At 58.5% G+C, this 13,896-nt stretch carries 13 protein-coding genes; 9 read left to right on the top strand and 4 right to left on the bottom strand.

The annotated features are described in order from the left end of the window. Nucleotides 1–27 precede the first annotated feature (27 nt). Complete coding sequence (locus HKD40_RS00815) at nucleotides 28–540, top strand: peptidylprolyl isomerase (protein WP_210256986.1); 513 nt, start codon at nucleotides 28–30, stop codon at nucleotides 538–540. A 19-nt stretch (nucleotides 541–559) separates the two neighbouring features. Here HKD40_RS00815 and HKD40_RS00810 read toward each other — a convergent pair whose 3' ends face one another. The 3 genes from HKD40_RS00810 to HKD40_RS00800 all read right to left on the bottom strand — a co-directional run bounded on the left by HKD40_RS00810 (nucleotide 560) and on the right by HKD40_RS00800 (nucleotide 3,938). Beyond that, on the bottom strand, nucleotides 560–1,570 hold the full coding sequence (locus HKD40_RS00810) for an NADPH:quinone reductase (RefSeq protein ID WP_169193821.1): 1,011 nt from the start codon (nucleotides 1,568–1,570) through the stop codon (nucleotides 560–562). Between the two features lie 17 nt (nucleotides 1,571–1,587). Continuing rightward, the gene (locus HKD40_RS00805) at nucleotides 1,588–3,321 is read right to left on the bottom strand and encodes a gamma-glutamyltransferase family protein (protein WP_169194170.1); all 1,734 of its coding nucleotides are present in this window, start codon (nucleotides 3,319–3,321) and stop codon (nucleotides 1,588–1,590) included. Between the two features lie 128 nt (nucleotides 3,322–3,449). Beyond that, a complete protein-coding gene (locus HKD40_RS00800) occupies nucleotides 3,450–3,938 on the bottom strand; it encodes an Lrp/AsnC family transcriptional regulator (protein WP_169193820.1) in 489 nt (162 codons plus the stop codon). Nucleotides 3,939–4,111: 173 nt separating this feature from the next. Between HKD40_RS00800 and HKD40_RS00795 the strand changes: the two genes are divergently transcribed. The 8 genes from HKD40_RS00795 (at nucleotide 4,112) to HKD40_RS00760 (ending at nucleotide 12,431) form a co-directional block, all read left to right on the top strand. After that, the gene (locus HKD40_RS00795) at nucleotides 4,112–5,164 is read left to right on the top strand and encodes an extracellular solute-binding protein (protein ID WP_169193819.1); all 1,053 of its coding nucleotides are present in this window, start codon (nucleotides 4,112–4,114) and stop codon (nucleotides 5,162–5,164) included. A gap of 61 nt (nucleotides 5,165–5,225) precedes the next feature. After that, a complete protein-coding gene (locus HKD40_RS00790; RefSeq protein ID WP_169193818.1) occupies nucleotides 5,226–6,302 on the top strand; it encodes an ABC transporter ATP-binding protein in 1,077 nt (358 codons plus the stop codon). Next, nucleotides 6,295–7,194 carry an ABC transporter permease gene (locus tag HKD40_RS00785; RefSeq protein WP_169193817.1) on the top strand — a complete coding sequence of 300 codons (900 nt, stop codon included), beginning with the start codon at nucleotides 6,295–6,297 and terminating at the stop codon, nucleotides 7,192–7,194. The genes HKD40_RS00790 and HKD40_RS00785 overlap by 8 nt, the downstream gene beginning before the upstream one ends. A 2-nt stretch (nucleotides 7,195–7,196) precedes the next feature. Then, nucleotides 7,197–8,030, top strand: a complete 834-nt coding sequence (locus HKD40_RS00780) for an ABC transporter permease (protein WP_169193816.1) — start codon at nucleotides 7,197–7,199, stop codon at nucleotides 8,028–8,030. Next, a complete protein-coding gene (locus HKD40_RS00775; RefSeq protein ID WP_169193815.1) occupies nucleotides 8,027–9,784 on the top strand; it encodes a M28 family peptidase in 1,758 nt (585 codons plus the stop codon). Before HKD40_RS00780 ends, HKD40_RS00775 begins: the two co-directional genes overlap by 4 nt. A gap of 8 nt (nucleotides 9,785–9,792) precedes the next feature. Further along, nucleotides 9,793–10,584, top strand: coding sequence for an SDR family NAD(P)-dependent oxidoreductase (locus tag HKD40_RS00770; RefSeq protein ID WP_169193814.1), 792 nt, complete (start codon nucleotides 9,793–9,795; stop codon nucleotides 10,582–10,584). Further along, the gene (locus tag HKD40_RS00765) at nucleotides 10,585–11,589 is read left to right on the top strand and encodes a 2-dehydropantoate 2-reductase (RefSeq protein WP_169193813.1); all 1,005 of its coding nucleotides are present in this window, start codon (nucleotides 10,585–10,587) and stop codon (nucleotides 11,587–11,589) included. 8 nt (nucleotides 11,590–11,597) lie between these two features. Next, complete coding sequence (locus tag HKD40_RS00760; protein ID WP_169193812.1) at nucleotides 11,598–12,431, top strand: sulfite exporter TauE/SafE family protein; 834 nt, start codon at nucleotides 11,598–11,600, stop codon at nucleotides 12,429–12,431. A gap of 71 nt (nucleotides 12,432–12,502) precedes the next feature. On the opposite strand, the gene ugpC is transcribed toward HKD40_RS00760, so the two are convergent. Next, nucleotides 12,503–13,561, bottom strand: a complete 1,059-nt coding sequence (gene ugpC, locus HKD40_RS00755; protein ID WP_169193811.1) for a sn-glycerol-3-phosphate ABC transporter ATP-binding protein UgpC — start codon at nucleotides 13,559–13,561, stop codon at nucleotides 12,503–12,505. Between the last annotated feature and the right edge of the window lie 335 nt (nucleotides 13,562–13,896).

Raw genomic sequence — 13,896 nt, 5'->3', positions numbered from 1 at the left:
TTCTCTTGAAAGTCATCGCATATGATTATGGTCCGCGTCGAAACCGAGCTGGGCAATTTCACCCTAGGCCTAGAGCCGGAACGGGCTCCGATCACGACAGAGAATTTCCTCGCCTATGTCGACGGCGGGCACCTCGACACGGCGCGCGCCTATCGGGTTGTAACGCTGGGCAACCAAGCGCCGGAGCGTGACCCGAAAATCGAAGTCGTCCAGATGGGCATCGATCCCAAGGATGACCAGCCGCAAATCTTCCCACCCATCGCCCATGAGCCGACCTCTGTGACAGGAATAAAGCATCAGCACATGACGGTGTCGATGGCGCGCCTTGACCCGGGCACGGCGACATCGGAGTTCTTTATCTGCATTGGCGATCAGCCAGAGCTGGACTTTGGTGGCCGACGCAACCCGGATGGTCAGGGCTTCGCTGCCTTTGGCAAGGTGGTCGAGGGCGAAGACATTGTGATGAAGATTTTCGCGACCGCTGAGCCAACCGAATATCCGCAGACGCCGGTGTCAGCGCAAAAATTCACGCGGGTCTAGTCCACACCCCCGGTGTGTCTCAGACGAGGCACACCACATTGCCCGGCTGCTTTGGGGCTTCTACGGCTTCATGCGCATCGGCAATTTCGCGGAGGGCGAAGGTCGCAGCGATGGTTGGACGAAGCTGCCCCATCGAGAGCGCAAAGTTGATGTCCGCAAGCCCACGCAGACTGTCGCCCTCCGAAATCATAAAGATCGGCGCGAGCCGAATATGGGCATTGGTGAACTGTAGCGGATAGTAAGGGATGGCCGGGGTACGGTCGGATGGCGAGGAATAGCTGGCAATCTGACCGCCGAGTTTCAGCACGGCAGCGTCAATGGCAGCGTTCGCGCCGAAATCAACTTCAATAATGCGATCAACGCCTTGCGGGGCGATGCTGCGAACGCACTTCACCACATCTTCGGTCTTGCGGTTGATGATGTGGTGGGCTCCAGCCGCACGTGCGACCTCGGCTTTTTCTGGCGAAGAGACTGTCGTGATGACGGTCGCGCCAGCGGCTACGGCGAACTGAACGGCCAGCTCACCAACGGCCCCAGCCCCGCCTTGCACGAGGAGTGTTTTGCCGGCGACCGGACCATCGCAGAAGGTGACGTAATGCGCGGTACGGGCGGGAATGCCGAGGCAAGCTCCAACCTCAAACGAGACATTATCGGGCAGAGGCACGACATGGGACAGCGGCAGGCAGCTGTAGGTGGCAGCAGTGCCTGCTTCCGGGCCCGAACCACCATAGGAGGCGGCGCCCTGTGCGTTAAACACCCAGACGCGGCGACCGACCCAATGCTCTGGGACACCGGCACCGACGCATTCGACCACACCCGCGCCATCGCTGTGTGGGACAATGGGCTGAGCAGGAGGCATTGTGCTGCCCCAACCAGACCGCTTTTTGACGTCTGACGGATTGATGCCGGAGGCGTGGATGCGGACGACCACCTCACCCTTTTGAGGCGTTGGGCGGACTTGCTCGGAGAAAGAAAGCACCTCAGCGGCAGAACCGAAGCTGGAATAGCTGGCGACAATTGAGGTGCTCATGTCGGAAAAATCTTTCATCAGCGGCCGATGGCATAGCCCTGGGAGGTGCGTGGGTCTGCACCGCCCTTGAGGATGCCGTCCTTTTGCGAGACCGCACAGAGGCGACCTTCGGACCAGACAGGACCAACAACCACGTCGTGACCGCGTTCACGCAATTTGGTGACAGTGGCTTCCGGCATCTGACCATCGACAACGACGGTGTTGGGCTTAGCGGCGCGTGGCCAGAACGAGCTTGGGAAGTGATCCGTGTGCCAGTTAGGCGCTTCGATGGACTGCTGCAGGTTGAGCCCCGAGACCGCGTGGCGGAGGAAGAGTTGCAACGACCACTGATCTTGCTGATCACCGCCCGGCGTGCCCCAAGCCATATACGGCTTGCCATCACGATGGGCGAGCGAAGCCGACAGTGTTGTGCGCGGGCGCTTATAGGGCGCAATCGTGCTCGGCAGACCGGGCTGGAGCCAGAACATTTGAGCGCGCGAGTTGAGCGGGAAGCCCAGCTCCGGAATGACCGGCGAGCTCTGCAGCCAACCGCCGCTTGGGGTCGCAGAAACCATATTGCCATGACGATCCACGACACAGATGTGGCAGGTGTCGCCACGCTCGGCTGGTGGCGGAGCGACTGTTGGCTCACCAACGCCGAGGACCGGAGCAACAGTGGGTTCGCCTGCGCCCGCCGCGGCCTTGGTCTCGCGTGTGTGAATGGCGGCGAGATGCGCCTCCCAAGCAGCGTCGGTTTCAATACCGGGCTGCAAATCCTGCGAAGCTGTCTCGCCCATCAGGCGGCGGCGCTCTTCGGAGTATGATTTGGAGAGCAGGTGTTCCATCGGAACATCGCTGAATTTCGGGTCGCCATAAGCGGCCTCGCGGTCGGCGAAGGCGAGCTTGCCGGCCTCGAGGATCAGGTGGATGTATTCATCCCCTGATGGGTCCATGTCTTCGAGGGCAAAACCATCGAGCAGCGACAATTGCTGCAGCATGACCGGCCCCTGGCTCCATGGGCCAGGCTTAAAGACTTCAAAGTCCCGGAACTTTAGCGACAGTGGCTTTTCGTAGCTGGCTTCCCAACGCCCCATATCGTCGGCGGTGAGAAGACCCTTGTGCGGGACGCCGTCGACATCGAGGACATCGCCGGATTGGCTGAAGCGATCCATCGCCTCAGCGACAAAGCCCTTGTACCAAGCGCGACGCGCGGCCTCGATCTGGCGATCACGATCGCCGCCGACAGCCTCGGCCTCAGACAGAATGCGCTCATACGTGTCGGCCATGACCGGATTGCGGTGCATAGTGCCCACTGGCGGCAGATCACCATTCTTGAGGTAGACATCGCGCGAACCATGCCAATGGTTCTCAAAGACGGTCCGCATCCCGGCCACAGCTGAATTGATGCGCGGCAAAACAGGAATGCCATTGCGGGCATAGTGAATAAGCGGCTCGAACACATCGCGCAGACGCATGGTGCCATGATCGCGCAGCATCACCAGCCAAGCGTCGAATGCGCCGGGAACAACGGCAGCAAGAAGGCCGGAGCCGGGAATAAGGTCAAGACCAAGATCGGTAAAACGCTCTGGCGTCGCTGCGCCGGGTGCTACCCCCTGCCCGCACAAAACTTCAGTCTGCTCGGTGCGCGCATTGTAAAAGACAATCGGAACTTCACCCGCCGGGCCATTCAAATGCGGCTCAACAGCTTGCAGGGTAAGACCACCGGCAACCGCAGCATCAAACGCGTTGCCGCCACGCTCAAGAATGGACATTGCCACGGCGCTGGCGATCCAGTGCGTGGACGAGACCACCCCGAAGCTACCAACAATTTCAGGACGCGAAACGAAACTCGGTTGGGTTGGAGACAACAGACAAAGCCTTGAGAAGTTGAAGTTCAGAACTAGTCCTGATCGGACTCGAGGTATTCAAACCAATCGCCCCAGGTCCAGGAGCTCTTGGTGACCTCAGCAATTTGGAAGGTGTCGGTGCTGGTCACTGCAGGGGCAACCTTGGGCACCACTTCCGACACGAACCGATGGAGATCTGCCACATCCTTATGGAGGGATTGTATCATCACATCGGCTGGGCCAAAGGAGAGACCAACAAAGCGAACATTGCTTTGCTGACCCAGAATTTCGGCTGTCTCGCGCGTGTGTCCGGGCTTTACCCGCAGCAATGTCATCGCTGACACCCCAACGCCCAAAGCAATAGGACTACCCACCAGGGTCACGCGAATAAGGTTTTCGTCTTGCAGGCGCGTGAATCGCAACCGCACCGTCCCCTCCGAGACGTTTAACTGTCGCGCGATTTCACGAAATGAAACCCGACCATCTTTCGCCAGCAAGGCGATGATGTCTTGATCAAGCTGATCCAAAACCACTTTTTGCATCCCGCATCCTCCCTGCAATAAAATTACGCATTTCGCATCATTCTGCAAACTCATTCTTGACTATGCGCAATTTTCGTATCGTATTTATACGAGATGCGCAGTGCATGCCCCACGCGCCGCGCATTCAAAAGGGTCGGGAGACGTGAGTACACGTCCCCATACGGAGACTAAGTATGATACGTATTGCAGCGCTGACGGCAGCACTCCTTGGCGGCGTAGCCGTCGCTCCCGCCGTATTTGCCCAAGACAAGACTGAAATTACCTTCTTCATCTGGGCTGGTTCGAACCAGGGCGTTGTCCCTACTGAAATTATCGAGGCCTATCGCGCCGCGAACCCGAATGTGACCATCAACATTCTGGAATCGAACAACGCGATCACCTACCCGCAGATGGTCGCGGCACGCCGCACCACCCCGGACAATCCGCTGGTTCACTGCGGCTTCTTCAATGCTGACGCCATCACTAAGGGCGACGCAGAGGGCATGTGGGATGTTCTCGACGTTGCCTCTGTTCCAAACCTCACCAACGTCATGGAAAACTTCCGTCGCGCTGAAGATCGCGGTGTTGGCTACCAGATGAACGCTGTCGGCATCCTCTACAACAAGGATGCGGTTCCAACCCCACCGACCTCGTGGGCCGACCTTTGGAGCGAGGCCTATGAAGGCCGCGTGACCATGTTCGACTACGACACCCGCATGATGGCTGTTGCTGCAAAGCTCAACGGCGGTGACGAATTCAATATCGATCCGGGCTTCAAGGTCTGGGCCGAAAACGCCAAGAACTTCCGCGCGCTGGTTGATTCCAACGACGCTGTGAAGAACCTGCTGGTGAGCGGCGACGCCTGGGCTGCGCCATGGTTCTCCTCGATCTCCAACGTATGGATCGAAGAAGGTGGCCCATTTGCCTTCGCAGTTCCAAAGGAAGGCGCGATCGCGTTCCCGAGCTACCTCGCTATCGTTGACGGTTCGGACGAAGCTGAAAAGGCCGTCTGCGCGTCGCTGATCAACTCGCTGCTCGAAGCTGAAAACGCTGGCCGCTACGGCGATCTGACCTCGTCCATCCCGGTTGTGTCCAATGCTGTTCTTACCGAAAAGCAGAAGACCAACCCGATGCTGCAGCTCAGCCTGGCTGAGGAATCCATTGTGTTTGACTACGGCCACATCGGCGAAGTGACGCCTGATTGGCGTCAGCGCTGGGATCGTGAAGTCAAGGTTAACATGCGTTGATCATGAGAGGGGCGCTCTGCGCCCCTCCGCATGTTTGCCGTGCATTCCAAGCGAGTTACAAATGAATTTTGACGTCGAGTTCCAAAATGTCAGCAAAGTTTTCGCTGACTATCTTGCGGTAGACGACATCTCGTTTTCTGTGCCCAAGGGTAGCTTCTTCTCCCTTCTCGGCCCCTCCGGCTGCGGGAAGACAACAACTTTGCGCATGATGAGCGGGTTCGAATGGCCAGATAGCGGCCAGATCCGTATTGCGGGCAAAGACATGCACAATGTTGCAGCTTACTCGCGCCCCACCAATATGGTGTTCCAGCGCTGGGCGCTGTTCCCCCATATGACCGTCGCTCAGAACGTCGCCTTCGGCTTGGAAGTGGCAAAGCTCGAGCGCAACGAAATTCGTAAGCGCGTCGCCGATGCACTTGAAATGGTTAGCCTTTTGCCGATGGCAGAACGCAAGCCACGCCAGCTTTCGGGTGGCCAGATGCAGCGTGTGGCCCTTGCCCGCGCACTGGTCAACAAGCCTGAGGTTCTGCTGCTCGACGAGCCGCTCGGCGCGCTCGATCTGAAGCTGCGTCTGCAAATGCAGATGGAGCTCAAGCGCATCCAGCAAGAAGTCGGTACCACCTTCATCTACGTAACCCATGATCAGGGCGAGGCATTGACCATGTCCGACCAGATCGCCGTGATGAACAAGGGCAAAATCGACCAGCTTGCTTCGCCCCAAGAAATCTACGACCGCCCTTCGACCCGGTTCGTCGCCAGCTTCATTGGCAACACCAATTTGCTGCCGGTCGAAATCCTCGAAGTCTCCGGCCAAACCGCGATGGTCCGTGTCGGCGAAGCCAGCTTTGCCACGCCAATCGGCCAGATCGGCAATGGCAAGACCGGTGTCGTGTCCGTCCGTCACGAGCGCGTCCGCGTTGGCGATGCTGCTGCCAACGCGCAGGTGCGCCTCTCGGGCCTCGTCAAACAGACCGTGTTCTCAGGCTCTTCGATCCTCGTCACGGTTCAAATTCAGAACACCCCAATCGACCTAACGGTCGAACTCCACCACGATGGTACCAGCGCTGCCCCTGCGGTTGGGACCATCGTGGCCCTTGGCTGGGAGGGGGCGGCAACGACGCTTTTCGGCGATGACTGATGCCGTCTCCAACACCTCGGGCAAGCTGGCGATAACACCAGCAAAGCCGCCGTTCACCCGTCGCATCATGCCTTGGCTCCTGCTGTCACCGGTTATGACCGTGATGCTCGGCGCCTTCGTAATGCCGCTGCTGACCTTCTTTCAGTACAGCTTCTACCGCTTTGAGCGGGGTCGCCTGATTGAGGATTTCAGCTTCGACACCTATATCGAGTTCTTCACGGACTCCTATTACCACATGGTCATTCTCGACACGCTCAAGATGGCCTCAGTGACGACCTTTGTGTCGATCGTGATTGGCTATCCGCTGGCCTATGCGCTCTGGCGCATGCAAAAGCCGTGGATGCAGAAGTGGTTCGCTGTGATCATCTTCTCGCCGATCCTCGTTTCGGTCGTCGTGCGCACCTATGGCTGGACCGTGTTGCTGGCCGATCAGGGCCCGATTAACTGGTTCTTGCAGCAGATCCTGCAGTTCCCTGAGCCGGTCCGCCTCGTCTTCAATCTGACCGGCGTCGTCATCAGCTTGACGCATGTGTTCCTGCCGTTCGTTGTCTTCCCGATCTTCTCGGTGATGCAGCGTATCGACCCCAACCTGCGCGAAGCCGCAATGGACCTTGGTGCCGGTTGGTGGACCACATTCCGTCGCGTGACCTTCCCCCTCACCCTGCCCGGCCTGGTTTCTGGTGCGCAAATCGCCTTTACCCTGGCGCTTGGCGCTTTCGTGACGCCACAGATTTTGGGTGGCGGCCGCATCCTGATCCTGCCGCTGCAGGTCTACACCGCGACCACCGAAATCAACTGGCCACTTGCGGCTGTTGGCGGCATCGCACTGCTCGGCTTGGCTATGATCACCGTGATGATCTCCAACCGCTTGCTGCGCTTTAGTGAGGTATAGTGATGTCTGATAAAACTATCCCCCATTATCGTTATTTGCTGCTGGGCCTGTTCGCGGTGATGGGCGTGTTCTACGTGCTCGCGCCGCTGGCGATTGTGATCCTCAACTCGTTTTCGAGCGTGGCGCACAACGTCTTCCCGCCTGAGGGCTATTCGACCCGCTGGTATGAAAACCTGTTCGCACAGGACACGTTCTATCTCGCTACAGGTCGCAGTGTGATGCTCGCGCTGTTGGCGACAGCGATTGCGATGGTCATTGGCACCATGGCGTCCTATGCCATCGTCCGCTACCAGCCCAAGCTGGCAAACCTGATCCGTGCCTTCCTGCTCTCGCCGATCGTTCTGCCGAACATCGTTTTGGGCGTTGCTGCGTTCATGTTCGTTGTTCGCATCGGCATGTTTGGCAATTACGCCAGCCTGCTGTTCGTGCACGTCGTTGTGGTTCTGCCCTTCATCGTGACCGTCATCACCGCCTCGCTCGCCAATTTCGATTGGTCGCTGCAGGAAGCGGCAATGGATCTGGGCGCCAAGCCAGTCCGCGCTTTCACAAAGGTGGTGATGCCGCAGATTTCGGTGAGCATGGTGGTCTCGGCGCTGTTTGCTTTCATGACCTCGTTCGACCAGGTGGAAACAACGCTGTTCCTCGTTCGCGCGGGCGCCAACACCCTGCCGATTGAAATGTTCCTCTACCTGCAGAAATGGCAGGACCCAACCATTGCTGCGCTGTCCAGTCTCTTGATTTTGTTCGCGATTATCATCGTCGCGATCCTGAGCCTGATCATGCGCAATAAAACTATTCCGCTTGCGTCGCTGCAGGCGAAGGAGGCATCAGAATGAAGGCGATCGTCCCCCAAGATCTGCTCAATTCCATCAACGGCCCATTGATGTGGGAACACCTCGTCGAGTTCTCAAAGTGGCGGAAAGAATCCGGCATCGATGAAGAGCTCAAGAGCTTGGCCTATATCCAAGCGCAGATGAACTCTTACGGTTTTAAGACCGATCTCATCCTGCACGACGCCTATATCAGCCTTCCTCAAAAGGCGCGCATCGTCACCCCAGACGGTGAACACCGTTGCATCACCCACTCCTTCTCGCAGTCCTCGCCTGCTGAAGGGATTACGGCGGGTCTCGTCGATGTGGGTTCGGGCTCTGCGGCTGAATTCGCTGGCAAGGACGTTCGCGGCAAGATCGTCATCGTTGATGGCGTTGCAGGCGCTGTCGTTTCACAGCGCGCGACTGAAGCTGGCGCACTTGGCCAGCTCCATGTCAGCCCACACGAGCACACGCACGAAATGTGCATTTCACCGGTTTGGGGCAGCCCGACCGAGCAAACTGTCGGCAATCTGCCACAGACCGTTGTCGTCAGCACGCCGCTCGAAAACGGCACGGCGATCCGGGCGAAGCTGGCTGAAAACCCAGACTACCAGGTCACATTGCACGCGGACGTCGATACCCGCTGGCGCAAGACCCCCATTCTGGTGGCCGACCTGCCAAGCGCGACGGGCGATGACGAAGAGCCATTCGTCTTCTTCACCGGCCACCACGACACTTGGTACTATGGCGTGATGGACAATGGCGGCGCCAATGCCACCATGATGGAAGTTGGTCGTGTTGCCGCTGAGCGCCGCGATCTGTGGCAGCGTGGCCTGCGCATCGTCTTCTGGTCTGGCCACTCGCAGGGTCGCTACTCCGGCTCCACCTGGTACGCTGAAGAGCATTGGGAAGAGTTGGAAAAGCGCGCGCTTGTGCACGTCAACGTCGACTCGACTGGCGGTAAGGGCAACATCATCGTGACCGACACGACTGCTGCGGCAGAACTGCGTGCATTGGCCGTTGAATCGATCTGGGACCAGGCTCAGCAAGAGTTCTCCAATCGCCGCATGGCCCGCGCTGGCGACCAGTCCTTCTGGGGCATCGGCGTTTCGGCCATTTACGGCAATATGAGCGAACAGCCAGCTGGCGCGGATGCGAACGCATCGGCAGCCGTTTTCGGCGGCGGCAACCGCAAGGGTGCTGGCACCGGTTGGTGGTGGCACACGCCCGATGATTTGCTCGACAAGATGGACGAAGAGATTTTGGTGCGCGACACCAAGATTTACTTCCACACGGTCTGGCGCCTCCTCGCCGACAAGGTTCTGCCGCTCGATTGGGCCGAACACGGTCGTTATTTCTCTGAAGAGCTGAACGCTATCCAGGCAGGCATTGTTGGCAAGTTCGACATGTCGGTGCTGATAGAGCGCGCTAACCGCCTGACCGAAATCGCGACGGCATTCAATGCACGCCTTGCCACTCTCTCGGACGAAGCCGGCTACGCCAGAGCAAACGCGGCGCTGATCGGTGTTTCTCGCCAATTGGTCATCCTCGACTACAGCGAGGCGGACCGCTTTGAGCAAGATGCGGCGATCATGACGCCGATCTATCCGTCGCTCCGTCCGCTTCGCGACATGGCGCAGGTTGAGGCCGGTACCGACGCGTTCAAGTTCCTAACCGTTGGCGCATCGCGTGCCCGCAATCGCGTGGCGTGGGGCCTGAAACAGGCCATCGAAATTCTCGAACAGGCTTCGGCCGAACTCGACTGCAAGCAGAACTGATCTCAAAAATGCTTCTTGAAAACAAAATCGCGCTGGTTACCGGCGCTGCAGGTCGCTTGGGCCGTGCGATTACCGAAGTTTACCTTCGCGAAGGCGCCATTGTGGTCATGGCCGACCTCGATGTTGGTCGCGTGAAGGCTGTTGCCGCAGAAATCGCTGAAACCTACCCCGGCAAAGTGTTCGCCGTACAGGGCGACCAGTCGCAGTTTGACGAAGTTCAGCGCATGGTGGCGGAAGCAGAAGCTTTCGCCGGCCTGCCAGACCTCTTGGCCAATGCGCATGGTATTTTCCCAAACTGCTCCATGCTCGATGTGACCGTTGAAGAATGGGACAGCGTGTTCAACGTCAACACGCGTGGCACCATGCTCACCTGTCAGGCGCTGTCCCGCAAGTGGATCGACGCCGGCGTCAAGGGTTCCATCATCAACATCTCCTCGGGCGCGGCGCGCTCGGGTCGTGCCGGTGGCGCGCATTACAGCGGCTCGAAGGCTGCGGTTGAACTGCTCACCCACATCTTCGCCATCGAGCTGGGCCAATATGGCATCCGCGTCAATGCCGTTGCTCCGGGCCTGATCCTCGACAATATCGTCACCGAAACCGACGATAGCCTGCACCCATATGTCAACCTGACCCTCGAAGGCACGCCAATCGGCCGGACCGGCGCGGCAATCGACGTTGCGGAAGCGGCAGCTTTCCTGACCTCGGACCGCTCGTCCTGGACCACAGGTGCGATCCTCGAAGTCACCGGGGGCACGCACACCGGCCGCACCCACATGCCCTTCTCGCGTCAGTTGCGCTAAATGGGTCAGTCTATTCTCGTTGTCGGCGCTGGCGCTATCGGCGCCATCGCTGGCGTGCATCTGATCGAACAAGGTCACACTGTTGATCTCGTTGACGCGAACGCGGCCCATGTGGCGGCGGTGCGTGCCAATGGGCTGCGTCTGAGCGGCGTGCGCGACGTGAGTGTGCCCGCAAACATCATACTGCCGGAGGACGTCTCTGGCACCTACGATATCATTCTGCTGGCCGTTAAGGCTCCGCACACGGCAAGCACGCTCGACATGGTCAAGCGCGTTCTCGCGGCGGACGGCTGCGTTGTCTCGCTGCAGAACGGGCTTGAAGAATACCGCATCGCCGACGCTGTTGGCGCGGACCGCACCATCGGTGGGTACCTGACCTTTGGTGGCTTCTTTGTCGAACCGGGTCACATCAAGAACGGTGGCAGCGGCAGCTTCAAGATTGGCGAAGTTGACGGCCAGATCACTGACCGGATCAAGGAACTGGGCGAATTGCTCGCGCCGGTTCATAAGGTCGATATCACCGACAATATTTTTGGCTATCTCTGGGCCAAAATGGCACTTGGCGCGGTCTACTTCGGCACTGCAATCGCCGATATGGACGTCGTTGACGTTTACCAACGTCCAAAGGCGCGCGCGGTTCTGGCCAAGATCTGCGCGGAAGTCACGGCCGTTGCTGACGCCAAGGGCATTCGCATCGAAAACAGCGATGGGTTTGATCCAAAGGCGTTCCGCGCTGGCGGCACTGAAGCCGAGATGCAGGCCTCCTGGGACGCCCAGACGCGCTATTGGAACTCCCATGACAATCGCCGCACTGGCGTGTGGCGCGATCTAGCGACCTTCAAGCGTCCGACGGAAGTTGATTTCCAAGTTCTGCCAGTTATCGAGATTGGCGAACAGCTTGGCGTCCCAACCCCTTGGCTGCGAGCGCTGCGCAATGCAGTCAAGGCAGTGGAAGCGGGTGACGCCGAACTCGGCATCGCCCTGCTCGAAGCTCTGGAAGGCTAAGCACCACCATGGAATTTTTCGCAGATTACGGGCTCTTTGTCGTCGCGATGATCTTTGCCGGGCTCATGGGCGGGCTCGTTGCCGGCCTTTTGGGCGTCGGTGGTGGTATCATCATTGTCCCAGTGCTCTATTTCGTTCTGGGCGGCCTCGGGATCGATGAGGGCCTGCGTATGAAGATTGCGGTTGCGACTTCGCTCACCACGATCATTTTCACCTCGCTCTCCTCAGCGCGCTCTCACTACAAAAAGGGTGCCGTTGACTTCGATCTGATCAAGTCTTGGTCCCTGCCGATTGTGATTGGCGTGATCGCTGGCGCGATCTTCTCCGCCTATGTTTCGGGCATTGTGCTCACGGCGATCTTCGCCGTTGTGGCACTGCTCGTGGCGATCAATATGACGCTGCGCGCCAACAGCCCGGCTGTCGCAACCGACTTCCCGCATCCGGCTCTCAAAGCCGCATTCGGCACCGTTGTCGGTCTGATTTCGTCGCTGATGGGCATTGGTGGCGGCACGCTGAGCGTTCCGATCCTTACAACCTTCGGTTACGATATCCGCAAGGCTGTCGGCACGGCATCCGCTCTGGGCTTCGTCATCGCCATCCCTGGCACCATTGGTTACATCATCACCGGTTTTGGCGCTGAAGGCCTGCCAGCAGGATCTATCGGCTATCTGAACCTGATCGCACTGGTGGCTTTGATCCCGCTCACCATGCTGGTGGCTCCCTATGGTGCAAAGCTGGCGCACAGCATTCCCCGCAAAACGCTGTCCTACTCTTTTGCAGCCTTTCTGACCCTCACGGCCCTCCGTATGGGCTGGGACGTGATCCAGAATATCTGGCTGTAAACCAGTCATCCCGGCTCTGCCCCATTGAGCCGGGATACCTTTTTCGCGCCGAGGCGCGAACGCTGAGTTTTCTAGCGTTCAATACGGCGGCCGTCTTCAGCCGCAAACAGATGCGCCAGCTCACGCTGGAAACTGATACCAATGGACTGGCCGGGTTGCGCCTCGATGCGCTCGCGGAACACCCCGACAATATCCTTGCCCCCGAGGCGCAGCGTCACCTGCGTTTCCGATCCAGTCGGCTCAATGAGCACGACCTCGGCCTGAACCCCTTGGGGATCGAGGGTAAAATGCTCGGGTCGAACACCAAGGCTGATTGGTCCATTTACCACGCCACTCGGCAAGGCACCGAGGTCAACTCTTTTGCCGTCCGGGAAGATGAAACTGGTGCCATCCAACGCGCCCGAAATTATGTTCATGGCGGGTGAGCCAATGAAGCTGGCGACGAACAGGTTTGCCGGACGATCATAGAGCTCCAGTGGCGTGCCGATCTGCTCGATATTGCCCGAATGCATGACCACAATCCGATTGGCCATGGTCATGGCTTCAATCTGATCATGCGTCACATAGATGGTAGTGGTCTTAAGGCGCTGATGGTTCAGCTTGATCTCGCTGCGCATCTGCACGCGCAGCTTTGCATCGAGATTGCTTAAAGGCTCGTCGAATAGAAAAACCTTGGGGTTTCGGACAATCGCCCGGCCCATCGCAACGCGCTGGCGCTGCCCACCTGACAAGTGTCGCGGATAGCGCTCGAGATAATCTTGGAGCCCTAAAATCTGCGCGGCATTGAGCACGCGACGGCGGATTTCATCTTTGGGGACACGGCCCAGTTTGAGCGAGAACGCCATGTTCTCCTCGACCGTCATATGCGGGTAAAGCGCGTAGGACTGAAACACCATGGCGATATCGCGATCTTTGGGCTCCAGATCGTTGACCAGCTGTCCGCCGATCTCAATGTCGCCGCCAGTGATGTCTTCCAGCCCGGCAATCATGCGCAGCAGTGTCGACTTTCCGCACCCCGACGGGCCGACGAGAATGACGAATTCGCCATCCTCAATATCGATGGAAACGCCGTGCAGCACCTCGACTGCGCCATAGGCCTTGCGAACATTGCGGATCGTTACGGCACCCATCTAGTCCTCCCAGAACGATGATTTGCGGTTTTGTCAGCCCAAGAACGGCAAATTGTTCTTTAAATAGAACTGACAAGTTGTTCACGCCCGCCTCCTCAAACCGGCAAGAACAACATAGCTAATGCCAATTTGTTAAAGCGCGAACTTCCAAGCATCAAGTCTTTTGTGGGACAAATGTTGACTCAAACCCCATCCTGCGTCAGTCATAGTGCATATTCGGGCCTATTGATGGGACAAAAGCCTGCTTTTGGCGCGGATAGGTGAAGGCAAGGAGAGTCTTCACACGGGAGGTTAAAGCGCATCGCAGTATTCATCGCCGCCTTTACTGGCTCAGC

This window comes from Devosia sp. MC1541 (assembly GCF_012847305.1).
Classification (GTDB): domain Bacteria; phylum Pseudomonadota; class Alphaproteobacteria; order Rhizobiales; family Devosiaceae; genus Devosia.
The sequence above is the reverse complement of the archived record's forward strand: the minus strand, read 5'-3'. Positions and strand labels throughout refer to the sequence as shown.